This window comes from Amycolatopsis sp. QT-25, from assembly GCF_029369745.1.
GTDB lineage: Bacteria > Actinomycetota > Actinomycetes > Mycobacteriales > Pseudonocardiaceae > Amycolatopsis.
The window spans coordinates 2,356,429-2,376,543 of the sequence record NZ_CP120210.1 but is presented as its reverse complement, the minus strand read 5'-3'; the positions used below and the strand labels follow the sequence as shown (position 1 = coordinate 2,376,543).

Sequence of the window (20,115 nt, the reverse complement as noted above, 5' to 3'; positions counted from 1 at the left end):
GAGGGCATCCTCCGAAGAGGTGACACCATGGCCATCAAGATCATCGCAGCACGGCTCGAAGGTGGGAAGTTCCACGAAAGCATCACGAAACTGCGCTGGATCAATCCCGGCAGCGGCGAAACCGGCGAGAGTTTCGTTTCGGCGATCGTGGCGTGGATCGAGGACGACGACGGCAAGGCCTACGTGGACGAGGGAATCCACCGGGTCGCCGTGGAGATCCTCAAACCGACCTTCGGCCCGAAATTCCTGCGCACGCGGGCGGACGGGATCTGGAAGAACACACTGCTGGAGCTCCCCCGCTTCTGAGGCGGGAGCGTCCACGACTGTCCAGTGAACCGAGGCCCGGCCTGCGGCCATTTCGGCCCCTGTCGCGAGAGTGGCTTGCGCGACTGGTGTCGAACCGGCCCGACGGGAACGCCCCTTCGCACACGGCCGTCGGCCTCGTCGAGGCCCAACGCGTCCGCTGTCCGGCTGGCCAGGCACGCGCGAGTCGCAGTGGTTTCCGGTATCGGGCGACGCCTTCGTGCGGCTCTGGCGCTACCGGCACGAGTTCCGAGAGCCTTGCCCGTTTCGCGCCCAGCCGCCGACCTGCGACATCACGATGTAAAGGGCTCGCCGATCGACGGGTGTGTCGACTGCCCGGACCGTCGGGGCGGTCTGGTAGACGATGGGCATGTTCCGCGACTTCAACTTCAAGCTGTTGGTCATCGACAAGCTCATGTACCAGGACAAGCTCATCCAGCCCCGTTTCCGGATCGCCGACATTCTCCACGCCAAGGGCGCCACCGGCGACCTGTGGAAGTACCTGCGCGAACAGGAGTTGCTGTACACCGTCCTTGAGGAAGCCCGGCAGTACTTCACCGATTTGGAGATCACCCCTGGTCAACTGGCCGCTGTGGACGAACTGACCACTGACGGCGGCTTGGAGATCTACCACCAGTGCTCGCCGTTCTGGGACGGAGAGGACGACCTCTTCGACGTCACCTCACTGGACGACCTCGCCCTGCTACCCGATCTCCGCGTGATCTACGGCGGCGACGAGGCCATGATGGCCGCCCCCGGCGCCGCGGACACCCTCAAGGCCCGCGGAATCGCGGTGAAATGAACCCTTTTCATCGTGGCTGGCGGCGGGTCTCGATGTGGTGCAGGACGAGGACGGCCGCCATGGTCGCGGTGACGTCGTTGGTGGCCGGCATGTCGATCAAGATCGCGCCGATCCGAACCAAGCGGCAGAACCCCGCATCGGCGAGCCGGAGAGGTCCAAACAGGTGGCAGGCGGCCTGGGCCCTGTGGCCGGGAAGGTGCCTGCCTCAGGCTCGAGTGCGACGGTAGTACGCCGCCTGACGGACGCGGTGGCCGCACGAGTTGTGACACCACCGCCGCCGGTGGTGCTTTCGCACGAAAAGCATGGGGCAGTCGTCGCTTTCGCAGAGCCGCACCGGATGGACGTCCGCCGACGCCACCAGCCGCACGCAGTCTTCGGCCAGTTCGGCGAGCAGGACGTGGTCACCGAGCCGCGTCCGCGCCGCCGTCGCACCCGAGGTGAGCTGCCACACCGACGGTGCCGCCGCCGCGCACTCGTTGACCAGCCGCACATCCGCGGAGTCGAGTGCGGCACCGGCCGACACCGCCAGGAAAATCCGGCGCACCGCGTTCCGCAGCTCGGTCAGCCCGTCTTCCGGCAGGGCGTGGCCGGGCAGCACCTCGGCGACCCAGCTCCGCGCGGTTTCCGGCTCGTCGAGGAAGTCGAGCTCGCCGTAGAGCGTGTTCGCGAATTCCACGGAGACGGGTTCGCCGAGCAGCGGCAGCTCGACGCTCACGGGCGATCCAGCCGGTAGACCACGTGCTCCCGCGTCTCGGCCGGATTGTCCGGCTTCAGGTCCGCTACGCCGACGCGCCGGAAACCCGCCTTTTCCAGTGCCCGCCACGACGCGACGTTCCGAGCGTGCACGGGCACCAGGATCAGCTTCGCCGCGGGCAGGTCGCGCCAGGTGTCGGCGGCGATCTGCGCGATCACGCGGCTGCCCAGCCCGGAGCCGGTCAGCTCCGGCGGTCCGATCAGGTAGTCGATGGTGACCGCGCCCTCGGGCACCGGCATCGACGGCGCGAGTTCCTCGACGTATTCCGGGTAGTCGTGCCAGAAAGCCCGCTGTACCAACCCGACCGGTGTGCCGCCCACGCTGACCAGCAGGTCCTCCCCCGGCTCCGCATCGCGGGCGGACGGGCCGAAGTCGCGGTCGAGCGCGTCCGGCGTCGTCTCGTGGTGCCACCAGTGGTGCACGTGTGGCTGTTCCAGCCAGGAGGCCAGCAGCGGGAAGTCCGTCGTCCGCAGACGGCGGAAGGCGATGTGGGCAACCGGAGTGGCAGACATGGGAGCAGCCTATATGATGAGTAAAGCAAGATTCATCCATCAGTGTTCCTGCCGGTCTTTGATCCTGCTCAAGCCTTTGGCGACCGGGATACGGCGAGTGTCGGTCCTGGAGGTACGGGTCGCCAAGGATGGCTGGTGCCCTTACCGAGGTGAGGGCAGGCGAGCCACGTGTCTTCAGGCGCGGTGCCGGATCCGTGGTCGGTCACCTCGCCGGCCGAGCCGTCATGGGAGAGGTGGTCGAGCCGCAGCCGTTCGTGGTCACGTACCGCCGACGCGATCGCGGTCGATGTCGACGGATCGACGGTGGGGCCGAGCAGCGGCATGGTCACCCACGGCCGAGCTGAGCGTGTCGACCTGGTAGCGCAGCATCTGGTCCACTTTGGCCAACGCCCGCACGGAAGTCTCCGCGACACCGGTGATCGCACCGCCGGCCGCCGTGCGGAGCCCACCTCCCGGCTGTCCTTGTCCGAGAGGAACGACGCCAACTCCTCCCCTTCCTCGCCGTCACCCGGCCGTCGACCAGCACGACCCGCTCGCCGGAGAACGTCACGCAGACAAGGCCCGCTATGACCTGCTCACCACGCGGTCGAATCCCACGACCTGGCGCGGCTTCGGGATCTGCTCGACATCGGTCATGACGCAGGCGTCACCACCGCCGTCCGCTGGCTGCGGGGCGCCCACTCGGGACACTTTCAGCTCGATCCCGCCGCGCCGTGAGACCGCAGGAAATTCGGGATTCGGCCGGACCAGCAGGGACAGTCCCCGCCGGCCGGGTACCTCCTAGCAGTTGTCAGCACCGGCTTGGCTTCGACTCAGCTCGCAGTGGGAGCGGTTATGGCCTTCTCACGCGGCCACCAGTGGGTGAGCGGAAGCCGGCTCTGCCGGGTTTTATCGTGGCAGACGGGTGGTACCAGGTCTGTGTCCTCGGGCCCTCGTCCACGGCACCGGGACCACGAATTCACCTACAGCTCGACACGTGCCCCGATCGGACCGTGCGGGACGAACGTTCACTCGTCCACGCCGATGATGGGGACCGCAGGAGGCGAACATGACCGAAGACCAGCACAGCCAGGAGACCGCGGAGCGGCATCCGAGCCCGGAAGAGCAATCAGGACAACAGCAGCAACACCCCGGTTCGGGCAAAGCCATGGATCCGCCACCGGACCACGGTGAGGAGTCCTATCGCGGCAGCGGGCGATTGCTGGACCGCAAGGCCGTGATCACCGGCGGCGACTCCGGCATCGGCCGGGCCGTGGCGATCGCGTTCGCGAGAGAGGGCGCCGATCTCGTATTGTCCTATTTGGAGGAAGAGCAGGAAGACGCCGAGCGCACCGCCGAGCTGGTGCGCGAAGCCGGCAGGCAGGTCGAACTCGTGCCCGGCGACATTCGCGACGAGCGTCACTGTGGGCACATCATCGACACGGCGGTGTCCACCCTCGGTGGCATCGACGTGCTGGTGAACAACGCCGCTTATCAGATGAGCAGCGAAGAAGGCCTGCTCGGGATCTCCACCGAGCAGTTCGACCGCGTACTGAAGACCAATCTCTACGCGATGTTCTGGCTGTGCAAGGCCGCCGTGCCGCATATGCCGCGAGGGTCGGCCATCATCAACACGTCGTCCATCCAGGCCTCGCAGCCGTCGCCGGAGTTGCTGGACTACGCCACGACCAAAGCGGGGATCGCGAACTTCACCAAGGGGCTCGCGCAGGACTTGGCCGACAAGGGAATCCGAGTGAACTCCGTCGCGCCGGGTCCTATTTGGACACCGCTGATCCCGGCCACCATGCCGGAGGACAAGGTCGACTCCTTCGGTGAGCAGGTGCCGATGGGCCGGGCCGGTCAGCCCGCCGAACTCGCACCCGCCTACGTGTTCTTCGCTTCGCAGGAATCCAGCTATGTCAGCGGCGAAATACTCGGCGTCACCGGCGGGCAGCCCCTGACCTGAGAACGAGCACGGTGTGCCGCAGGAAGAGACCGGCGTACTCCTGCGGCACACCGGAGCAACCGGGTCGGCCCAGCACGTCAGTCCGGCGGCTCTTCGCGCGGCGAGGCGCTGGGCCGCCGCCGGGTGTCTTCGTCGATGAACTGTCCGGGGTCGATGTCGAGGTCCGGGACTTCCGGTGTGCCCGGTGAGATCGGCTGGTCGGGGCTGAGGGGCTGGGTGGTTTCGTCCATGGCCTGCGCCTTTCTTGCGGTGTCCCAGCCTGGCTTATCCCGCCGGTGAGCGCCCGAAACGTGACTTCCCTCGACCGGGTGGGGCTCGCTTACCCACCAGTCACCGCTGGGCCCGCTGACCGCGCTCACCCTAACGCTCCCTTCGCCTTGGGCGACTGCGTCTGCGCGCCGGCCGGTCCAGCCATCGATACGACAGCACCGATCGCCACGGCGGCGAGCACACCGGCCACCTCGCCCCTTTCGTTCCTGTAGCACCTGACAGTGATCAACTACTTGCCCGACGCTACGCCGCAAACCGGTGAAGTCAGCGACTGAAAGCCGTTAGCCACACATCTGTGCTCTTGCGGGCAGACCTGCACGACTGCGCGCCACACAGCCCAAGCGGACGACCCATCCCGCATCATGCGGACGGCCGACGACCACACAAACCTCACACGTCGGTGGGCCGACTAGCCCCATCAAGGCCCCCCTCGTTCGCCACGCGGTCTCTTCTTCCCACTCGTGCTCCGAGTCCGCTCGATGGCTCGCATCGATCGCGTATCACCACCGGCGATTCGAAAACACCAGGGCGGAGGAAGGGCGGGGGCGGTCGGAACATCGACCTCCGTACAGATCGGAATCGCCGTAGTATCCGCCGAAGATCGGGCGAATAGTCCTCACTTGCGGCTTTGACCGCTGGTGCCCGGTGGTGTCGTAGTGGCCCCGGCTCAACGGCGTCGGGGATAGCCCAAGCGAATCGGGCCACGGGCGGGTTCGCGAGATAGGCGGCGATCTGGTGCGCACGATGCGGGTCCGCCGCAGCACTGGACTCGTCCTCCCGACGCGGCGCCGGTCGCCACGCTCGACCTGGGGCCGGGCGCGTTTGCCGGGAAACCCCAGGTCGAGCCTGAGCGAGGCCGCCGCCGAATTTCTGCGCGGCGAGGAGAAGCCGGGCATGACGGATCTGTTCGGCGGTGAGTGCAGGCGGACAGCCGAAGCGGGTACCCGGCGGGCACGGGGCCGGCTTCGAGCCCCTCAAGCAGAAACACAGACAACCTCCCGCTACCCCTCGGCCCGACCACCTCGAGCAGCACTCCCTGCTCACCCCGATCAGCACCGTGATCACCGGTGCCCTGCATCCCGACCTCCCCGAAGAGCGCTGACGTCACGCCTCGTCTGCGGATCAGCGCGCAGGCGGCGTCCGGCTGGTCATCAGCTCACCAAGCGGTCGAATTCCAAAACCTGCCCCGGCTTCGAGACCTGCTCGACACCGGTCACGCCGTCGAACACGACCACCACGTCCAGACAAGCGAGCCTCTCCACGTCGACACCCCCGCGTTCCTGCTCGCTCACGGAGCCGACCCATTCCGGTGTTGCAACGGCATCCCGGTCATCGAAGAAGCTGAAAGGCGCGGACACTGGCTCGCCGCCGAAGTCATGCGCAGCTGGATCGACCAAGAACACCAAACGCCCTAGCAGGCATGATCACATCTCGCCAACATTGATCATGAACCAGACCAGGAAATGCGGTCACGACTCACGAGCATCCGCGGGTCAACTGACGCAGTCATAACCCTCGCCGTCACCGACGCGGCACCTGACCGCTACGGCGGGCGCGGAGTGCGCGGACCCTGCCTCGGCTCGCGCATGCCGGGGACGGGCACCATCGCCGACGTCCTGGTGGGTCGATGAAGACACCTCGGCAGTCGTGTTCCGGGCAGCTTTTCAGGGCGAGCCGGTCGGCACCGGTCAGGTGGTCCACGGCTTGGCGGGCGATCCGGTCGAGGGCATCGCCGACTGTCGCCGGCCGTTCGCGTCGCAGCCGGTCGTCCGCAACCAGGCGGACCGGATCGTTGTGTCCGGTCAGGAACGCGCTCAAGTCCTCGACCGCGCCCGCGGGTGGTGGCTGCTCGTCGACGGTAGCCAGGGCGAGAACGCGCAGCGTCTCCCGCAGTTGACAAGCCTTCCGCAGGTCGTCTTGATCTGGCGGCCGAGCCGGGGACAGTTCGCAGCACTCCAGCCACTCGGCAAGCCGGCGGGGCGTCGCCAGCCTCTCGACCGGATTCGCACTGAAGGCACGGCCCTGGGTGGCGAACAGGTTCAGCCACACGGCTCCGCAGTCAAACCGGAAGGCAAGCATGTTCTCCTTCACCATGGAAACACTGTAACGCTTATGTCGTTACAAGTGCTAGCATCCCCTGTAACGCACGAACCGTTACAAGGATCGTAGACGAGGACATCGCCATGACGACGAGCCAGCCCCTGTCGAAGCAGTTGACACCAGCACGGCTGGATCGCGACGAGGGATACCGCCTGCTGGATCTGTTGCAGGACACCGCGACCCAGGAGGCGGCCCTGCCTGGCCTCGAGCAGCTTGCCCCGGGCTATGCCGACTGGATCGTCACCACGCTCTTCGGCGGCACCTACCTGCGGGAGGGGCTGTCACTGCGCGACCGGCAGCTCGTCAACCTGGCGGCCCTGAGCACACTCGGCGGTGTCGACCCGCAATTGGCCGGTCACGTCCGGACCTCACTGCGCGTCGGCATGACCCGGCAGGAGGTCATCGAGGTGTTCGTGCATCTGGCGCCCTACATCGGAGTGCCCAAGACACTGGCAGGGCTGCGCGTCGCCGCGGCCGCCCTCGCCGACGCGGAGCAGGAACCCACGCGGTGACTGCGGCGATCCGGACCGTGCTCGGGGACATCGCGCCCAAGGAGTTGGGCGTCTGCGATGCCCACGATCACCTGTTCATCCGCTCCCCCGTGATGCCCGGTCAGGAACTGGACGATGCCGCAGCCGCTCTCGCCGAGTTGAAGGCCTTCACCGCGCTGGGCGGGCGGGCGGTGGCGCAATGGACGCCCTGGGGCATGGGGCCACGAAACGATGACCTGCCCGAGCTGTCCCGGCAATCCGGTGTCCACATCATCTCGGCCACCGGAATGCACCAGGCGAAGCACTACGACCAAGACGAACTGCGGCGCGTCTACGACCAACTGGCCGAATTGTTCATCCACGAGCTGACTGGCGCACAGACCAGAGCAGGGATGATCAAAGTCGCCGGCGCCTATCACCGCCTCGACGACCACGCCCGACACGTCATCGCGGCCGCGGCTGAGGCACACCACGCCACCGACGCGCCCATCGGCATCCACCTCGAAGGTGGAACCGCCGCCCTGGACGTGCTGCACCTGCTGTGCGACACGCATCGAGTCCCGGCACACCGGGTGATCCTCGGCCACGTGCACCGATTCCCGGACACCCGAGTCCACCGGCAGGCCGCCGAAGCCGGAGCGTTTCTCGCCTTCGACGGCCCATCCCGCGCACACCACAGCACCGACTGGCGCCTACTGGACAACCTCGCCACCCTCGCCGACGCCGGCCACGCCCAGCGAATCCTGCTCGGCGGCGACACGACCACAACGACGGCCAGGTCCAGCGCGGACGGACCGGGGATGCCGTTCCTGCTCAGCGGCCTACGCCCACGAATCGAGCGCGAACTCGGCCCCGGCATCACATCCATGATCTTCATCGAAAACCCCTCCCGCGCGTTCGCGGCGAACTGGCGCGACAGGCACCCATGACATCGTGAATCACGAGCCCGAAGACGCTGCCCACTCAGCCCCCGGTCCCCAAACCGGGCCACGCGGCCGGACTGCCAGGAAACAGCGCACGGGGCTCCAAATCCCGGCGACTACCTCGGCCGATCTCGGCGCGGGACAGCAACGCTCCTGTGTTCAGCCCTTGTAGGGGACCATGAAGATGTGGCTCGTGCTGGCGTTGTGCGTTGAGGTGGATCCGCGTGAGTCGGTCAGGCCTTCCACGGCGCCCTGTACCCCGCCGCCCATTCCGTCTATCCACTTCACCAGGACGTAGGCGCTGAACCGCGGGTCACAGTCGGCGCGGATGGTGAAGTGAGGCAGGTGCAGTGGTACGTGATGATGGTGCACCGCGTAGGACATCTCGCGGAGTTCCCCGGTAGCCCGGTTCTTATGGCAGACTTCGTTGCCCTTCCACTGGGTGACGTACAGAGTGAAGGTGGCCGTCGACGCGGTCGGGGTGGGCGTGTCGCAGTGGTTGTCCTCCTGCGGATGGCAGGCCTGATATTGGGTGTCGGCGACGACGCTGAGGTGGGTGAATCCCGGCGCGAAGGTGAAGGGCGGCAGCTGTGGCTCCCGAACCATCACACTGGGGTCCGGGCCCACGCGCAGGAGACCACGCGGCACCGCACGCTGGGCAGGCACGCCTGTTGTCATGTTGTCCACGGACGTGTCGGCGACCTCGATCCGCCCGCTGTCCAGCCGGAACCGCGCGTCGAGGTCTTCCCTGAGCGCGGCGGCGCGGACGTAGGCGGTGCAGGCGACTGTGGTGGCCACACCGGGATGCAGCAGGAAGCGTGTGGTCAGCTGGACTTCTTCCTTCTCCCGCTCCGACGAGGCGCCTTCTTGCAGGATGTTCTGTCCGGTCACGAAGTTCTGCTCACCGCCGGGCCACCTGCACCGCACCTCGTTCTCGAACAGCGAGCGGTAGGTCGCCGAGCTCGCGCGCATCACCGACACCACGTACGCGGTCTGGGTCGTCGACATCTCGAGCTCGACGCTGCCCAGCGCCACTACCTCATGATCGGGCTTCCCGGATCCGCCAGGCACTGCCTTGGGCATCCGCGGCGCGAGTATGCGACGTGGCGCGAAGTCGTATCGGATGCCGGCGTCGGCGGGCGCGGCGGCGGGCACGGGGGTGGAGGGGTCTGCATCGTTGAATGCCATGCTCGACGGGATCACGATCGCCACGAGGACCGCAGCGGCGGCCGCGAGCGAGCGTGGGCGCCGCCGGCCAGAGCCGGAGGCCGGGGCCGCAGTTTCGACTGAGCAAACCGGGGTCTCCACGGCGACCTGGCCGTTTGCCACATGCCAGCGCCGCAGCAAATCGGCGAGGTCTTGGTCAGTCGCCTCACATGCGGTGGCGATTGCGGCAATCGTCCGGTAATCGGGTGGAACCGTTACTCCAGAACAGTATCGATGCAGGGTGGAACTGCTGATATGTGACTTTCGGCCAAGATCCGAATAGCTCAGCCCGCTGCGCTCCTTGAGCGCAACGAGAAGGTGCGCAAGCTCGCCGCGCGTGCTCGACACATCCATCGACCCTCCCAAGTCTCCGGTGCCGAGCCAGTATGACACCGTCCCACGACCTCCGGGAAATCCCTGCTCAGGACCGTTTCACGCATGCCGGGACGGCACACGTTCCGGCAACCCTTGCCGCCGCTGCCCGTTACCCGACATGGTTGTTCCGCACCCCTCGTGGTCATGAACCAAATTCACTTCAGGGTCATCCGTACCCACCGAAACTCCACACCTCGATCCCCATGAAGGGGTCCATGCGTTATCGCCGGAATAGTTCGTCACGCTAAATTCTCACTGGTGAAAGGAGACCGCGGATGAGGCGAATACTGTCCTTCATTCTCGGCACCGTGGTGCTGGTCGTACTCGCGCCGGCGGCGACCGCGAGCACTGCCACCCATGTCACGTTCAAACCACAAGAGGTACTCGCGCCGAAGGTGCCCGAGACAAAGCCTGGTGAGCCGGTGAAGTTCGACCAGGAGGTGAAGGCGCTGGGCAGCGTGGACCTGGAGATGTCGGCGACGCAGACCGCCTACGTCCGATCGGTGATGCGCGCGAACTCGGCCACCTACCGCTCGTTGTTCGACAACGAGGTGCGGTGCACCTGGCCTGGCGGCGAACAGAGCTACGTAACGGGACAGAACATCCTGCAGAAGGGCGCGTCCCTGGAGCCGGAGAAGGAGGACGTCCAACTCACCACCCGCTTCCTGGTGCACCCCGGTGTCGCCACGAAGGTCACCTGCACCGCGTACGTCCGTGCCGCCACGATGCGCGAGAAACTCGACGCCCGGTTCCAGTTGTACGACGGATTCCTCGAGTTCGCGGCCACCTCCGTGAACAACACCACGGCCGGTCTGCCCGCCCAGCGCGCCACGCCCCGTGGCCTCGTGCGTGTCGGGCCGGACCCCGAGGTCGTGGCGCGCGAGCCCGCGTTGCCGTACTTCACCCTCGCGCCGGGCTTCACGAAACTCAGTGTCTTCGCCGACACCGAGTACAAGACGTGCTACCCGGTGAAGGACAAGGACTGCACCAAGCCCCCGTCCTCCACGGCCACCTTCACCCTCTACGTCAACCAGTGGAACGGCGACAAACTCTGCCAGACCAGCAACGCCACCACGACGACCCGCCGGATGTCCTACTCGGTCCACCACCATTACGTGCCGCTGCACCTGCCCGACTTCGCGGTCCGGGCCGACTGCGAACAGCGGTTCAACGCCTACGTCCTGGTGAAGTGGCAGGACGGCATGGACGGCGGGGTGCAGGGCACCGCGGCAGGCCTGACCGACTCACGCGGGTCGACCACGACCCACAACGCCGGTATGAGCCACGTCTTCGTCGTCCCCCTCGAAAGCTGACGACAACAGGGCGAACGGGTCGTGTGTTGTCGCCGGAACAGTTCGTCGCGCCAGCACAACGAAAGCAAGGATGGGCGGTCGGAAGAAACCAATCTTCACCCGCGTCCTCACAATGAGATTTCTCGACAGCTACGGAGAGTCCAGCACCGGGACGCTGAACAACTAGACACAAAGGCACCGGCAAAAACCGTCAGGCCCCTTCGAGGTGACAGCCTCGAGGTGCAAGTGAAATCGGTCAAAGGAGACGTAAATGCAGGTCGAATCACAGCTCGGGCGGCTCGTTGCGGCAGGTGTCGCGGTGTTCGCCATCGCCGGATCCATCGCCGGGGCACCGACCGCGATCGCGGCACCGGCCGCGGGCACGATGCCGACCACGGCCGGAACCGGAACCGCGTCGGTGAATACCGGAGAAGAGGAAGCGCCGGTCACCGCACTGGCGAACTACACGATCGACAACGCGAACACGGGGCGCTGCCTGACTGCCAACCAGCTGGTAGGTGAGGCCAATTCCGTCTTCACCAACACCTGCGTCGGAGCAGCTTCGCAGAAATGGTCCATCGCCGGCGGCAAGTTCGTGAACGTCGGTACCGGTCAATGCTTGGATTACAACGGCGACACCATCGCCACGGCGCCCTGTTTCGCCAACACCGACCCGGTGGTGCAGTACCAGCGCTGGACGACCGACTCCACGACGAGAAAGTGGATCAGGCACGCGGTGTTCACCGGAAGCTGTATGCATTCCGGGGGAGGCGTACGAGAATACGTGACTGCGAGGTCGTGCGGGAGCTCTTCCTCCCGCTGGACCTTCGCGCCGGCCTGATCCCAGTGTCCCGGCGGGCGGGCCCGCCCCGTCCGCCGGGACAGGCGACACCGGTGATCGCGCTGCTCGACGCCATCGTTACGCGGCTGGCCGAGCGGGGGTGTCAGCACGAGGCTGTCCTCTGTCAGCCATCTTGAGCCACTCGACCCGCCGTGACCTGCGTGGCTCATCATCGATGGGAACCGAACACGGGCCGACTTTCTCCTCGAAGCTGGACCGGCTGGCGGTGTTGCAATCCAACTTCGATCGCGCTCAACTGCGAGCACTTCCCTTCGTGGCTCAGGTCCGATGCGACAGGACAGAGGCGAGACAGTGTCGGTGCTTCACCTGATGCGAGACGCAGCACTTCACTTGACATAATCTGTTATCGGCATTTAGCGAGTGTCAAGGCTGCGGGCCTTCAGAATTCCTCTCGTGCGTCTCGCGCCAGAGCCGCCACGCGCGGGGCACGACCACGATGTTGCACGCGACGCCGGCAATCACAAACATCCAGTACAGAGACGCGGTTCCGCGAATCGTGAACGAGATGGCCGCAAACATCGTCAGCGCCATGCTCGCAAACGTACGAAAAGTAGATCGCCTCATGGCACAAGTTGGTTTTCTTGTTGTTACTCGCCGTCATGCAGCCCCTCAGCTCCGACAGAGGATCGACATCGCCGCGGTGGCCGTCAGGACGGTGGCGGCCTGGCCCTTGGCCAGCAGGGCCGCGGCACCCAGCCCGGCCAGCGGCGGCATCGCGTAGCCGGCTGCCAAGGTGGTGACCGACGAGAACCTCGTGAAGTACCAGGAGTCCACCGAACCTGTATCGGGGCTGGTGATCCGGAACCGATAGACACCACCGCCGGTGAGGCAAGCGACCAGGGCGTGCCCGGCCTCGTGGACCACCGTCCCCAGCACGTTGAGGTCGACCAGCAAGTGCCGTCTGCCCGTCACCGGAAGCACGATCGAGAACGCGGTCACCAGCACCGCGAACAGCCCCGTCAGCACGACCAGCCACCAACCCGGCGCGGGAGCGACCGCGGTGATGACGTCGCTGAAATGGCTCTCTCCCATGACGGTCGACGCAACCACCTGTCCAGGTGCGCGGGAACCGGGCACACCGGTCATGCCGCTGGTGGTCGTCGATTCAATGCCACGCCGCTGTCTAGCTCGACCAGGCCCGGTACCGCGACGATGCCGTCGAGCTGCATTGCTCCCTTCCGGCGAAACCACGTAGTCGCGGCGAACAGCGCGAACACCATGAAGGGCTCCGGCGCGCCGGGGCGAAGCTTTTCGGACAGGCGGCTGGCCAGGGACCACGAGGCCGCTGGAAGCGTGATAAGGGGAACGGAATCAGTCGGTCCGGCGCTGCGTCGAGATGCCGTCCACGAAATGCCGTTGGGCGAGGAAGAACACGATGATCATCGGCAACGTGGTGAGCACGCTACCGGCCAGCACGATCTCCCACCGCTGTTCACCTGCCTGGCCGAACTGGTCCGAGAGGGCTTTGAGTCCGCGCGGTAGCGTGTACAACGCCGGGTCCCGCAGGTAGATCAACGGTTTCAGCAGATCCGACCAGCTGGCTTTGAGCTCGAAGACGAAGGTCACCACCATCGCCGGTTTGCACAGCGGTACCGCGATCCGCCAGAACAGGGTCCAGTAGCTCGCACCGTCGATACGCGCGGCCTCGAAGAGTTCCCTCGGCAACCCGAGGAAGAACTGCCGCAGCAGGAAGATGTAGAACGCGCTGCCGAAGAGGTTGCCCGCCCACAACGGAACCTGGGTGCTGGCCAGCCCGGCTTCGTTCCAGATCAGGTAAACCGGGATCATGGTGACCGCGCCCGGCAGCATCATCGTGGCGAGCACCAGTCCGAAAAGCGCGTTGCGCCCGGGAAATCGGAAATAGGCGAAGCCGAATGCGACCAGCGAGCTGGCCACCGTGGCGGCGAGTGCGGCGGCGAGGCTCACCGCCACGCTGTTGACCAGCCAGGCCGCCACCGGTGCCGCGCGCCAGATTTCGGCGTAGTTGCCCAGCACCACCTGCTGGGGGAACAGCGCGTTGTCGAAAACCTGTTCGCCCGGTTTCACCGACGCGCTCAACAACCAAGCGAACGGGTACAGGAACACCACCGACGCGGCTATCAGCGCCACCCACACCAGTGGGCGCCGACGACGCTCTTTCCGCACCGATCGGGGAAGCGGCTCGGCGGCCGGCGGCAAATTGTTCGCGACGACCACGCTTCACCGGCCCTCGTAGTAGACGAAACGCTTGCTCAGCCGTACCTGGATCAGGGTGATCACCATGATGATCGCGAACAGCAGCCAAGCCATGGCCGAGGCGTAACCCATGTGCAAGAACTGGAAACCCTGCTGGAACAGGTAGATGAGATAGAAGAGGGCGGCATCGCTGCTGTACCCGGCGGAGGAGGCGTTGCCGTAGAACGCCGTGTACGCCTCATCGAACGTCTGCAACGCGGCGATGGTCTGCACGATGAGCGTGAAGAACAGCGCACCACTGATCATCGGGACGGTGATGTGCCGGAACCGGCGCCACCGTGACGCCCCGTCGAGTTCCGCTGCTTCGTACAGCTCCGGCGGCACACTCTTCAACGCGGCGAGGTAGATCACCACCGTGCTGCCGACCGACCACAGATGCATCAGCACCAGCCCCGGTTTGACCCACGCACCGTCGGTGCTCCACTGCGGTCCCTGCACGCCGAACAGCCCGAGCAGCTCGTTGACCAAGCCGGCCTGCCCGTTGAACAGGAACAGGAACAGCACGCCGACGGCCACCTTCGGGGTGATTTCAGGCAGATAGAACAGGGTACGGAAGATCCCTGCCGACCGGCGCCCCGTCCTGGCCAGCAACGCGGCGAGACCGAGTGAGACGGCCATCGTCGACGGCACCGACATGAGCGCGTAGACCAGCGTGTTGGTCAGGCTTTTGCGGACGTCGGGGTCCTCCAACAACTGGCGATAATTCGCGAGACCGACCGCGGTCGGTGCCCGCAGGGCGTCGTAGTCGGTCAGCGAGAGGACGAAACTCGCGATCATGGGGATCAGCATGAAGATCAGGAAGCCGATCATCCACGGTGACAGGAACGCGTACGCGGCCAGAGTTTCCCGCCGCCGGAAGCCCCGCGCCCACTTCCTCGTCTTCGCCCCGCGAGTGGGCAGGGCCGCGCTCACCGGGGCTGCGCTGCGAGGTCGAGCGCCCGCTGGGCCTCCGTCTGTGCCTGGCGCAGCGCGGCCGCGGGGCTCTGGGCACCGGAAAGCACCCGGTTCACCGCGTCCTGCCAGGCCGCCTTGAATTCCGCACCGGCGGGTGAGGACGGCATCGAGAAGGCTGTTTTCTGCGCGTCGAGAACCGCCTTGACAGCGTTGCCGAAAACCGGTTTGTCATCGAGCTCGACCAAGTCGCCGAAGATCTTCTCGTCGGCGACCCGGTTTCCGGTGTAGATACCGGTGAACGGTTTTCCGGCGGCCTTGCGCGCGTCGGCCCGTGCCCGTGCGGCGGCGATCCAGGAATCCGACTTGGTCATCGTCGCGATCCAGGCGCACGCTTCCTTCTTGTGCTTGCTCGCCGCCGGAATGGCCCACGCGGAACCGGTGACCCAGTCGATCGGCGTGCCGTGCTGATCCGTGAACGGCCGGACGGAAAGATCGATCTGCGGCGAGTGGTTGGCCAGCACGTTGAGATACCAGTCGTCCATTGGTCCGGCGGCGAGCTGACCGGTGGCGAACGGGTTCTTCGCGCCGAAGAAGTCGAAGGTGTCGCGGAACGCCTTCAGCTTGCCCCAGCCACCCTGCGCCTCGATCAGACCGGCCGTATACTCCAGTATCTCGATCAGCCGCGGGTCGTCGAGGTTGGCCTTGAGCCCGTCTTCGCTGAGCATCGTGACCCCGTTGGCCTTGGCCCACAACGGAAGGAACTCGGGGAGCTTCGGGTCGAAACCGATCCGGGTGAGCGCTCCGCCTCCGTCGCGACCGGTGAGGGTCCGGGTGAGTGCCGCCAGTTTCGCCCGGTCCGCGGTGCCGACTTCCGCCGGATCGGCACCGGCTTGGCGCACCACCGCGTCATTGACCAGGATCAGGCGGTTGTTGTAGGACTCCGGCAGCCCGTACAGCTGACCGCGCAGGGTCACCTCGGCCACCGCGGCCTCCCGGAACTCCGCCATCTGCACCTGGCTGTCCCGGACGCATTCGCCCAGCGGCGCCAAAGTGCCCCGCGCCGCATAGGTGCCGAGCAGCTGACGATCGAGGTAGACGATGTCCGGGGGGCTCCCTGCGGCCACCGCGGCCAGGAACTGCTGGGCGTCGAAGGCACCGCCGCCGACCTTGACCGTAGCCGGGCCGATCACCTTGTCCGCCAGCTCGATCCGGGTTTTGGCGATCTCGTCCCCTGCCCCGAATCCCATGGTGACGAGTGTGGTCCCACCGGTTTCGACCGTCGAGCTGACTCCGCCGCAGCCGCTCACCGCCAGCGCGATCACCAGTAGTCCCGCCCGCAGTCGTGCGTACCCGCCCGGCATACGCCACCTCCGCCCCATCGCCGATAGCCAGCCTCATATACCCGCCGACGCTGCCACGCAAACTTTCTTCACGATCAAGCTGCAGCTCAGCGACCCAATGAAGCAGCCGTCAAGGACGATGCACCTTAAATACCGTCCGCGAACGACGGTGGGTGTGACGGTCCGCCACTCTCCCTTTCCTGCCGTTACCTTCTTCGTGGCTCCTGATCAAGAAATTCGTGGTCGCCAGGCCCGGCATGACTTAAGTGCTCCGATTCAGCAGTTCGCGAACCGCTTCGGTATCGACGCAGATCGTACGCACTGACGGATCTAAATCACAGCTCATGTCCAGTACAGGGCCCGGGCGCGGGGAAGTCGCTCCTGCAGTGCCGTGTCGAACCACGTGCGCAGTTTGTGCATGTCGTCTCGCTGGTAGACGTATTTGACCGATCCGTACTTGCCGAACTTGCGTGAGCGCTGCTCCGGGTCCATCTCGAGCTTCGTGCGCGGATACCAGGCGGTGAGCACATCGCGACTGCCCGGTGTGAACCGGTGCGTGATGCATTCGACGGTCAGGTCGAGTCCGGGCACACCGTCGAGTTCCGCGGCCGCCGCGTCCAGCATGGCGCCGTACCCGTCCTGCCAGCCCTCCACGGGCATGATCGGCGCGATCGTCAGTCCGACCGGATAGCCCGCTCGAGCCAGCCGGCCAAGACCGGTCAGGCGTGCGGCTACCGGATCGGTACCGCCCTCGAAGCGGGCGGCTACGCCGTCGGCGTTGACCGAGACGCGAATCCTCGTCCTGCCGCCGTGTGGCAGGACGAGCAACGGTTCGACCGCCGCGAACTTCGTTGTGGCACGCAATTGCACCCGGCCACCGAAGTCATGGGTGCCCACGTGCGCGACCGCCGCCGCCAGGCTGCCGGTCACATGCTCGATGCCGAGCGGGTCGGTGTAGCACGAGGCCTCGAACGTCGTACCTTCGTGAGCACGCTCGGTGGTGCTGGAGGTGACGCCGCCGCGGCCGACATAGTCGTCCATCCCCGCGAGAATGTCGTGCAGGTCGGCGTACACGCGGGTGACGGGCGGGCCGGACAGCGACCCGGCGAGGTAGCAGTACTGGCAGTGCGCCGGGCAGCCCTCGGCGAGGTCCAATCGCCAGTCGGCGCTGGGCGGAATCGGCTGCAGCTTCCGTTTCGACGGCGGGCTGACCACCACCGCGAGGGTCGACTTCGCCCGTGCGTAGGTAGCGCGTTCGTCGTCGCCTCGCAGACCGGTGATGCGGTCGGAGCGCAAGAAGTCGATATCGGTCACTCCGGCGGCCTCGCAGCGCGCCACGATTTCGGCGGCGTGCGAATGTTCGGCGGCCGAACGAGTGATCAGGACGTGCTTCGGAGTCCACAACCGAGTGCGGGCCTGCTGTAAGGATGCCATCACCACATGACAACGCCCCGCGGACGCCTGTGCATCTCAGCAGCCGGGTTGACCTCGGACACATTCGCGATCGACGCCGGCAACGTTGACACATGGCCGTGCCCGGGGCGGGTACCCGCCTTGAGCACTCGCTCTATCTGCCAGAAGGCACGATGTGGAGTTGTCCCCGGATGGCGGACACGGGGTTTTCACGTGGTTTGTCGCCGCCGCGGCCGGTGCCGGGGTCAGCGACGGAGCCGTGCTCGACTTCGCACTCAACCTCGAATATCTCGAAGCCGAGTTCTTCCTGCACGCCGTCACCGGCCGCGGGTTGGACGACTCGATGACCACCGGAACAGGGACCCGTGGTGGCGTCACCGGTGGCCGCGCGGTGCACCAAAGGCTGAACAGCGTGCCTGCCCCAGCGGCAGACGTCGCATATCAGCACCGAGGCAGCTGTACGGCTGCTCGCTTCTCATTCAGCGAACTGGGCCCCTCGGTTCTTTCCGGCCCACCTGGCCTTCATGCGCAACCGAACCGCAGGCTCGCCTCCCCACCGGGTTGGGTATTCCGCGTAGCTCACGCTCTGGACCGTCCGGCTCGACGAACACGAGTGGAACACCGGCTACATCGACCAGTACGCCGAAGCGGCCGCGTTGACTCTCGCCCATTCCGGACAGGGACGCGCCGAGCTGGCGCGGGCCGATGCTGAACTCGGCACTCCCTGTGCCCCAACGTTTTCTACGTCGACACGCACCGCATCGGCACGACTGGTCGTCACGGCATGCCGCCTGGGGCATGTCCACATCGATCTGCACAACGCGATCCGAAACCGACCTGCCAGAAAGCATCAGCCCCAGTCTTCCGCGCTCGCGTCTGCCGCACTCCTCCAACGAAGGCTGCATCCTTTCAGGTGAAGCTTCCCGGCGGTAGAGGCTTCCCAGATGCGCATAACGCGCAGTCGTGTAGGGGCCCGAGCACACACCGGCCAAAGCGACGAGTGTCAAGTTCGATGCCCGGAAGCCCCGATAACAGGGGCGACAGGGCACCTGAACTGGCTTTATTCGTACTCGAAGCGGAGGCTTGCCACTAAAGACCGTCGCGGATGACGAAGAACGGCGGGAGCACCACTGGCCTGAAGTTGATCTTGAACAGCCCAAATCCACCATTTGCGGCCTTCGCGTGGGTTCGTGGAGGCTTCGCGGTATGAACGAACGCGATGCCACCGGCGGTATGTGGGTGCCCGTGGCTGGGGAGGGTGACGTTCCGGAAGCCATCCGGCGGGAAGGGGCCTGGGCGCCCCGCCCATTGCCGTCCCACGTGGTACTGGCAACGAGGACACATCGGGGACTGGCTCGAGCTGAGCAGGCACTAGGACGTCTCGACGAGGCGGCAGAGCGCTTGCCGGACCGATCATACCTCGTGGACCACACAATGCTGCGCGAAGCGCAGAGTTCCGCGGCACTAGAGGATGCTTGCGTTTCCCTCACCGATGTCCTGCTGGCCAGGCTGCCGGGCGCGAAGCCCGCGCCTGAACCCGCGGTCGAGGCGATCATCCGGTACCTGGAGGCGAGCCGCCGCGCCTTCGGCACCGTCCGCGACGGTGCCGACATCGATTTGCCGTTACTGGGAGAGATCAGCCGACAGCTCGGCCCCGTGCCGCCTCCCGAAGGATCCGGATTCTGGCGTGAACGGACGAGCTGGATCAGCGGCCGTGACGGCACGCCCGTCGTCGCCCACACGCCGCCCGGCCCGCATTTGCAGGCGACGGCACAACAGTGGCAGGAGTGGGTGCGCGCGGAGCACGACTTGCCCTTGGTCGCCAAGGTCGCGATCGGCCACCCTCAACTGGAACTGATCCATCCGTTCGCTGGGGGCAATGGTTACGTCGCGCGGCTCTACGTCAGCTTGGAACTGGTTCGCGCAGGCGTCTTACGAGACCAGATCCTGCCGCTGTCCCGTTGGCTCGACCGTTATCGCGACGAGTACTACCAGAAACTGCGCGCCATTGTCGACACCGGCAGTTTCGAAGAGTTCATGGTGTTCTTCGCCGAGGGTGTGGACAAGCTGTGCACCGAGCAGATCAACCTCATCAAACGCATGGAGAAGCTACGAACGGAACATCTCAAAGCGGTGCCGGGAGCCGGCAACGCCCGGCGAGTGGCCAGTGAACTGATCGGGATGCCCGTGACCAACCACCAACTGATCGCGCAACGATTCGACATCTCGATCAAGGGCGCGACTGACGTCGCGAAGAAACTCCAGCGCGCCGGACTGCTCACGGTGAAGGACAACGCCAAGTACAAGAAAACCTACATCGCCCACGATGTTCTGGAGCTGCTGAGCAGTCTCGACCCCGTTCCACCCACCAGCGACGATGCGGTGTTCGGGTGACCGC

21 protein-coding genes and 1 pseudogene are annotated in these 20,115 nt (G+C 65.9%); 9 read left to right on the top strand and 13 right to left on the bottom strand.

Annotated elements, in window-relative coordinates:
- The first annotated feature begins 27 nt into the window (after positions 1–27).
- Together P3102_RS11060 and P3102_RS11055 are read left to right on the top strand one after the other, a co-directional pair.
- A complete protein-coding gene (locus tag P3102_RS11060) occupies positions 28–306 on the top strand; it encodes a DUF3892 domain-containing protein (RefSeq protein WP_276368718.1) in 279 nt (92 codons plus the stop codon).
- 367 nt (positions 307–673) lie between these two features.
- Positions 674–1,105, top strand: a complete 432-nt coding sequence (locus P3102_RS11055; protein ID WP_276368716.1) for a hypothetical protein — start codon at positions 674–676, stop codon at positions 1,103–1,105.
- Positions 1,106–1,310: 205 nt separating this feature from the next.
- Here P3102_RS11055 and P3102_RS11050 read toward each other — a convergent pair whose 3' ends face one another.
- Together P3102_RS11050 and P3102_RS11045 are read right to left on the bottom strand one after the other, a co-directional pair.
- Complete coding sequence (locus P3102_RS11050; RefSeq protein ID WP_276368715.1) at positions 1,311–1,820, bottom strand: ABATE domain-containing protein; 510 nt, start codon at positions 1,818–1,820, stop codon at positions 1,311–1,313.
- Positions 1,817–2,371, bottom strand: coding sequence for a GNAT family N-acetyltransferase (locus P3102_RS11045; RefSeq protein ID WP_276368713.1), 555 nt, complete (start codon positions 2,369–2,371; stop codon positions 1,817–1,819). Before P3102_RS11045 ends, P3102_RS11050 begins: the two co-directional genes overlap by 4 nt.
- A gap of 1,048 nt (positions 2,372–3,419) precedes the next feature.
- Here P3102_RS11045 and P3102_RS11040 point away from each other — a divergent pair.
- On the top strand, positions 3,420–4,316 hold the full coding sequence (locus P3102_RS11040; protein ID WP_276368710.1) for an SDR family oxidoreductase: 897 nt from the start codon (positions 3,420–3,422) through the stop codon (positions 4,314–4,316).
- A 77-nt stretch (positions 4,317–4,393) separates the two neighbouring features.
- Here the strand turns inward: P3102_RS11040 and P3102_RS11035 are convergent, their stop codons facing one another.
- From P3102_RS11035 to P3102_RS11025, 3 genes are all read right to left on the bottom strand, one after another.
- Positions 4,394–4,546, bottom strand: coding sequence for a hypothetical protein (locus tag P3102_RS11035; protein WP_276368709.1), 153 nt, complete (start codon positions 4,544–4,546; stop codon positions 4,394–4,396).
- 1,191 nt (positions 4,547–5,737) lie between these two features.
- On the bottom strand, positions 5,738–5,989 hold the full coding sequence (locus P3102_RS11030; protein ID WP_276368707.1) for a hypothetical protein: 252 nt from the start codon (positions 5,987–5,989) through the stop codon (positions 5,738–5,740).
- Between the two features lie 118 nt (positions 5,990–6,107).
- Complete coding sequence (locus P3102_RS11025) at positions 6,108–6,680, bottom strand: CGNR zinc finger domain-containing protein (RefSeq protein WP_276368705.1); 573 nt, start codon at positions 6,678–6,680, stop codon at positions 6,108–6,110.
- An 89-nt stretch (positions 6,681–6,769) separates the two neighbouring features.
- Here P3102_RS11025 and P3102_RS11020 point away from each other — a divergent pair, with 89 nt between their 5' ends.
- Together P3102_RS11020 and P3102_RS11015 are read left to right on the top strand one after the other, a co-directional pair.
- Positions 6,770–7,198 (top strand): carboxymuconolactone decarboxylase family protein, encoded by a 429-nt coding sequence (locus tag P3102_RS11020; protein ID WP_276368704.1) that lies wholly within the window; start codon positions 6,770–6,772, stop codon positions 7,196–7,198.
- The gene (locus tag P3102_RS11015; RefSeq protein WP_276368702.1) at positions 7,195–8,106 is read left to right on the top strand and encodes a phosphotriesterase; all 912 of its coding nucleotides are present in this window, start codon (positions 7,195–7,197) and stop codon (positions 8,104–8,106) included. The genes P3102_RS11020 and P3102_RS11015 overlap by 4 nt, the downstream gene beginning before the upstream one ends.
- A 153-nt stretch (positions 8,107–8,259) precedes the next feature.
- Here P3102_RS11015 and P3102_RS11010 read toward each other — a convergent pair whose 3' ends face one another.
- A complete protein-coding gene (locus tag P3102_RS11010; protein WP_276368701.1) occupies positions 8,260–9,660 on the bottom strand; it encodes a helix-turn-helix transcriptional regulator in 1,401 nt (466 codons plus the stop codon).
- 296 nt (positions 9,661–9,956) lie between these two features.
- On the opposite strand from P3102_RS11010, the gene P3102_RS11005 reads away from it, so the two are divergent.
- Positions 9,957–10,994, top strand: a complete 1,038-nt coding sequence (locus P3102_RS11005; protein WP_276368699.1) for a hypothetical protein — start codon at positions 9,957–9,959, stop codon at positions 10,992–10,994.
- A gap of 298 nt (positions 10,995–11,292) precedes the next feature.
- Positions 11,293–11,814 (top strand): ricin-type beta-trefoil lectin domain protein, encoded by a 522-nt coding sequence (locus tag P3102_RS11000; RefSeq protein WP_276368698.1) that lies wholly within the window; start codon positions 11,293–11,295, stop codon positions 11,812–11,814.
- A 384-nt stretch (positions 11,815–12,198) separates the two neighbouring features.
- Here P3102_RS11000 and P3102_RS10995 read toward each other — a convergent pair whose 3' ends face one another.
- From P3102_RS10995 to P3102_RS10965, 7 genes are all read right to left on the bottom strand, one after another.
- The gene (locus tag P3102_RS10995) at positions 12,199–12,366 is read right to left on the bottom strand and encodes a hypothetical protein (protein ID WP_276368696.1); all 168 of its coding nucleotides are present in this window, start codon (positions 12,364–12,366) and stop codon (positions 12,199–12,201) included.
- A gap of 78 nt (positions 12,367–12,444) precedes the next feature.
- On the bottom strand, positions 12,445–12,867 hold the full coding sequence (locus tag P3102_RS10990) for a M50 family metallopeptidase (RefSeq protein WP_276368695.1): 423 nt from the start codon (positions 12,865–12,867) through the stop codon (positions 12,445–12,447).
- Between the two features lie 50 nt (positions 12,868–12,917).
- Positions 12,918–13,055, bottom strand: coding sequence for a hypothetical protein (locus P3102_RS10985; protein WP_276368693.1), 138 nt, complete (start codon positions 13,053–13,055; stop codon positions 12,918–12,920).
- Between the two features lie 91 nt (positions 13,056–13,146).
- Positions 13,147–13,944, bottom strand: coding sequence for a carbohydrate ABC transporter permease (locus P3102_RS10980; RefSeq protein WP_276368692.1), 798 nt, complete (start codon positions 13,942–13,944; stop codon positions 13,147–13,149).
- Between the two features lie 90 nt (positions 13,945–14,034).
- Complete coding sequence (locus P3102_RS10975; RefSeq protein ID WP_276368690.1) at positions 14,035–14,982, bottom strand: sugar ABC transporter permease; 948 nt, start codon at positions 14,980–14,982, stop codon at positions 14,035–14,037.
- On the bottom strand, positions 14,979–16,325 hold the full coding sequence (locus P3102_RS10970) for an extracellular solute-binding protein (protein ID WP_276368689.1): 1,347 nt from the start codon (positions 16,323–16,325) through the stop codon (positions 14,979–14,981). The genes P3102_RS10975 and P3102_RS10970 overlap by 4 nt, the downstream gene beginning before the upstream one ends.
- 321 nt (positions 16,326–16,646) lie before the next feature.
- Positions 16,647–17,738: a spore photoproduct lyase family protein gene (locus P3102_RS10965; RefSeq protein ID WP_276368688.1), complete on the bottom strand. Its 1,092-nt coding sequence runs from the start codon at positions 17,736–17,738 to the stop codon at positions 16,647–16,649.
- A 220-nt stretch (positions 17,739–17,958) separates the two neighbouring features.
- Here P3102_RS10965 and P3102_RS10960 point away from each other — a divergent pair.
- Positions 17,959–18,111: pseudogene (locus tag P3102_RS10960) on the top strand (ferritin-like domain-containing protein); the annotation flags it as partial.
- 812 nt (positions 18,112–18,923) lie between these two features.
- Positions 18,924–20,111 carry a Fic/DOC family N-terminal domain-containing protein gene (locus P3102_RS10955; protein ID WP_346660179.1) on the top strand — a complete coding sequence of 396 codons (1,188 nt, stop codon included), beginning with the start codon at positions 18,924–18,926 and terminating at the stop codon, positions 20,109–20,111.
- Positions 20,112–20,115 lie beyond the last annotated feature (4 nt).

Coding starts and splice junctions, on each gene's coding strand:
- P3102_RS11060 (WP_276368718.1), top strand. CDS start 28: ATGGCCATCAAGATCATCGCAGCACGGCTCGAAGGTGGGAAGTTCCAC.
- P3102_RS11055 (WP_276368716.1), top strand. CDS start 674: ATGTTCCGCGACTTCAACTTCAAGCTGTTGGTCATCGACAAGCTCATG.
- P3102_RS11045 (WP_276368713.1), bottom strand. CDS start 2,371: ATGTCTGCCACTCCGGTTGCCCACATCGCCTTCCGCCGTCTGCGGACG.
- P3102_RS11040 (WP_276368710.1), top strand. CDS start 3,420: ATGACCGAAGACCAGCACAGCCAGGAGACCGCGGAGCGGCATCCGAGC.
- P3102_RS11035 (WP_276368709.1), bottom strand. CDS start 4,546: ATGGACGAAACCACCCAGCCCCTCAGCCCCGACCAGCCGATCTCACCG.
- P3102_RS11025 (WP_276368705.1), bottom strand. CDS start 6,680: ATGGTGAAGGAGAACATGCTTGCCTTCCGGTTTGACTGCGGAGCCGTG.
- P3102_RS11020 (WP_276368704.1), top strand. CDS start 6,770: ATGACGACGAGCCAGCCCCTGTCGAAGCAGTTGACACCAGCACGGCTG.
- P3102_RS11010 (WP_276368701.1), bottom strand. CDS start 9,660: ATGGATGTGTCGAGCACGCGCGGCGAGCTTGCGCACCTTCTCGTTGCG.
- P3102_RS11005 (WP_276368699.1), top strand. CDS start 9,957: ATGAGGCGAATACTGTCCTTCATTCTCGGCACCGTGGTGCTGGTCGTA.
- P3102_RS10995 (WP_276368696.1), bottom strand. CDS start 12,366: ATGGCGCTGACGATGTTTGCGGCCATCTCGTTCACGATTCGCGGAACC.
- P3102_RS10990 (WP_276368695.1), bottom strand. CDS start 12,867: ATGGGAGAGAGCCATTTCAGCGACGTCATCACCGCGGTCGCTCCCGCG.
- P3102_RS10985 (WP_276368693.1), bottom strand. CDS start 13,055: ATGGTGTTCGCGCTGTTCGCCGCGACTACGTGGTTTCGCCGGAAGGGA.
- P3102_RS10970 (WP_276368689.1), bottom strand. CDS start 16,325: ATGCCGGGCGGGTACGCACGACTGCGGGCGGGACTACTGGTGATCGCG.
- P3102_RS10965 (WP_276368688.1), bottom strand. CDS start 17,738: ATGGCATCCTTACAGCAGGCCCGCACTCGGTTGTGGACTCCGAAGCAC.
- P3102_RS10955 (WP_346660179.1), top strand. CDS start 18,924: ATGAACGAACGCGATGCCACCGGCGGTATGTGGGTGCCCGTGGCTGGG.